The organism is Mesorhizobium sp. M1E.F.Ca.ET.063.01.1.1 (assembly GCF_003998155.1).
In the GTDB taxonomy this organism is placed as follows: Bacteria; Pseudomonadota; Alphaproteobacteria; order Rhizobiales; family Rhizobiaceae; genus Mesorhizobium.
Window position 1 is genome coordinate 1 of the sequence record NZ_RZSC01000646.1, and the last position, 3,344, is coordinate 3,344.

Consider the following 3,344-nt stretch of genomic DNA (forward strand, 5'->3'; position numbering starts at 1 on the left):
GATGGTGACATTGCGGCCATAAATCTTGTCCAGCGAGTGCGGATTTGCAGGCGTGTAAAGCCAAGTCAAATCCTTGGACGCCGCGTCGGTGGAGTAGAGCTGCGCCAAGTCGTAATTCTGTTTTAGTTCACGGGAATCGTAGGTTTCTCGGGCCCTGATGTAGCGCACCAGATTTGCCGCCGTGACGGCCTCGTTCTGGGACAAATCTCCAGGCTTGAGCGCGCGCATGATCTCGAGGTAGCCGGTCGATTTGTCGACCTCCACAACATACGGCTCGAACTGCCGGAGCGGCAGGATCAGCACGAGCGCGAGCAGCGACAGCACCGCCACCAGTCCCGAAACGCCGCTGACGATCCATGCCAATGTACGCGATCGCCGCATTGACCTGTGCGTGTCGTCTTCCCAGGTCGCGCCCGCCCTGTAATAGCGATTGTCGACGAGCTCGCTGCCGGTGTTAGCAGCTGTTTCCGATGGTGTTGACACTTACTATTTGCCTCGTTTGCGTGACGCATCCTGATCCAGGGCCGCGATCGATGATCGTTCGTGTGTTCTAGGCCAGAGGCCTGGCGTTATCCCGCGCACCTTGCTGGATGGCGGACCGAGCTGCGTCGTCCGCCCTCGCTGCTCGCGGAGACCGGAAGCTGCTTGCTGCGAGCTGCCGGGCGCCCCGAGCGGCGCGGCCGGCGGCCCATCGTGCACCGGAGTAGTGCACGGCGTTTCTGCCGAAGTTTCCATATGAGTAGCGAGCTCCTACGGTGCTGAGGTACCCGCCGCCATTCAGGATCGAAGCAATGGATGGGATCTGCATGAGAACGTAGATCCCGATGATCGTCACCAGCACCAAGGGCAGCACCAGCGACATTTTGCTGTCCATGGTCGCTCCGCCCGATGTGGCGGTGTTCAGCGCAGCGTTGACGAGCGAGAAGTAGAAGCCGAGAAAGCCGTAGATTAGGATTTGCTGGATCATCAGAAAGGTGGTGAGCGAAAGGAAGCCTTCGCTCATGCGCGAGGACCAGCGGTAAAGCCAAAGAATGATCCATATGGGCGCCAAGGCGAGCGTGATGAACAGCATCACCTTGGCGGCGATGATTGCGGCTATGGCAAGCGCTGCGAAGATAATGGCCGACAGCAGCACGAGCAGCGACAAGAGCGCGCCAAAAATGTCATAGAAGGATCCGCTATAGACCTGATTGGCGACGTCCTGTGCTCCTCGGTAGAGGTTGTCGATGAGCGCTGGAATTGCCGCCTGATCGCTGAGTTGATTGCCGGTGGCTCGCGACACGGCGCCGACGATCACCTTGCCGACCTCATCTGGAATGCTTTGCACGAGCTGATAGATCGTCGCGGAAAATGTGCCCCATCCGGTCAGCAGCAGATAGATGATGACGGCGCGGCCCAAGCGATAGGCCGCTTCGAGCGGCGAGATTGACTCCCGCCCGCTCAGGATTGAGTAGCCCCACCACACGATATAGAGGGTGAGCATGAGGGTGAAGACGTTGCCCATCGCATTGCCCAACTGCATGTAGACGGTGCGGACGAAGTCCTCACCGATGTTGTCAATGCCACCCAGAATGCTTGCGGCGAGACCGTTCATGGATCCTCGTCAATGATGCTGGCGAACGGCGTTGAATTGACCGGTTTTAACGCGCCGCATTCTTCGGTGTGGGCATACGCCAAAGGCCGGCACGGCGCTTTCAGTTCGCGAGTTGCGCATCCGAACAGCACTGCGCCGATCCCAATCACAACGCATATGCGCAGCACTCGCCTCGACAAGCGCTACCCTCCGCTCTTGCCAAATTCAGCGAACGGATTGACGTTGCGCGGTGTCATCATCTTCTGCACCTGGCTTTGGCGAAGAAGATCTCCCTTCAGCTTCTCATTCAGGGCCGCGACCGCGCCGTTCTGGACACCGATCAATTCGTTGACCGCGCGCGCGTTCTCCAGCTGCATTCGTGTGTTCTGGTCCACCGATCCCTTGACGTCCTGCGACTGCCCGATCTGCCCACTTGCGGACTGCAGGGACTGTTGGCGCTGGGTGACGCCCTGCGAGGCCTGCGAAGTCAGCGCGCTCAGAAGCGAGGCCACGTTGACGCTGCCGCCATAGGCTGTGTTGACGGCGCTCGTCTCTTTGCCGGCAATCTGCTGGAGCTGCTTCACTAGCTGCAGCCCATTGATGACGGCGCCGGCGATTTTCTGGATTTCGGGCGACAGGCCACCAAAAGAAAGCGCGCCGCCGTTCAGGATCGATCCGAACGACGGAGCCTGGGCAATCGACATATTGCCGCCGAGTCCCATTTGTCCGATCCCGAGCGAACCGTCACGACTGCCGCTGAGAGCCTGCAGGATCTCCTCGCTCTTTTTCAGGATGTCCTTGTTCGAATCCATGATGGAGTTGGTGTTTTCCGCATTCTTGCGGGCGACATCGAGATTGGCGCCATCGATGACCGCAATCTGTGCAAAGCCCGCGCTCGTCCAAAGCGCCATGCCGGCAGCAATCGCGAATTTCTTCATGTCAGGCTCCTATTGCTGTAGGGAATTGATCACGCTGGCAGCGCCGGCAGGATCACTGGTGATGATCATCGAGCGGCTGTCGGCCGAGCTTGCCCCCGCGTTCTCGACCGCGCATGGTAGCCACCGGCCCCGATCGATCTTCAACCGCTCCAGCTCCGCGGGATCACAAGAGAACGGGTTTGGAGAGCCGCTCTTCGGCTGTTGCATCAGCTTGGACGACTGCGATGCCTGAACATTCTGCAACGATAGAAGTTGGGCCAGCAACGCCGTAAAATCCCCGGCCTGGGCGAGGTACTGGTTGGTGACACCCACGTTGATCCCCCGGGCCGACGAATTCAGCTCCCAAGCGTCCTTGTATTCAGTCACCTGGCCAACGGTACCCGCCAGCGCTTGGATGGCCGCGTCGTTGGCGCCCATCTGCGATGAGCTTGCATCGAGGCCGCCAGTCGCCTTCCTCACAGTGCCCATAGCGGCGTCCTGGGCCGAGCCGCCTGCGCCGTCGGCGGTGACGATCGAGAAGGGTGGCGGTGCGGCGGCCGGAGCCTTGCCGCTCGATACATAGTCGTTGAAGTAGCTGTTCCAGCGGCCGACACCGCCAGCCCACTGGTTTTGCTCGCCCGCGTTCGATCCGTTGTAGAAGGAGGCGAGACAGCTGTAATTCGTCGCCCCGCATTGCTTGACACCCATTCCGAGATATTTGACACCGCCTTCGACGTTCTGCTCGTTCACGTCGCGGTCAAGTCCCATGGACTTGCCAGTGCCCTTGGTCAGCTGCATGACGCCTTTGACGCCGGTGTGGCTGCCGGCGCATGTGTCGAAGCGCGATTCCTGAT

4 protein-coding genes are annotated in these 3,344 nt (G+C 60.0%); all 4 read right to left on the minus strand.

Translation table 11 applies throughout. The features are described 5' to 3' along the window. A partial coding sequence (locus EOA29_RS29825; RefSeq protein WP_127222007.1) for a type IV secretion system protein occupies positions 1-483 on the minus strand: 483 nt, incomplete at its 3' end. 67 nt (positions 484-550) lie between these two features. Continuing rightward, on the minus strand, positions 551-1,594 hold the full coding sequence (locus EOA29_RS29830; protein WP_127222008.1) for a type IV secretion system protein: 1,044 nt from the start codon (positions 1,592-1,594) through the stop codon (positions 551-553). Positions 1,595-1,776: 182 nt separating this feature from the next. Next, a complete protein-coding gene (locus EOA29_RS29835) occupies positions 1,777-2,511 on the minus strand; it encodes a type IV secretion system protein (RefSeq protein ID WP_127222009.1) in 735 nt (244 codons plus the stop codon). 9 nt (positions 2,512-2,520) lie between these two features. Then, on the minus strand, positions 2,521-3,344 hold an 824-nt coding region (locus EOA29_RS29840), incomplete at its 5' end, for a transglycosylase SLT domain-containing protein (protein WP_148669389.1).

Coding starts and splice junctions, on each gene's coding strand:
- EOA29_RS29835 (WP_127222009.1), bottom strand. CDS start 2,511: ATGAAGAAATTCGCGATTGCTGCCGGCATGGCGCTTTGGACGAGCGCG.
- EOA29_RS29830 (WP_127222008.1), bottom strand. CDS start 1,594: ATGAACGGTCTCGCCGCAAGCATTCTGGGTGGCATTGACAACATCGGT.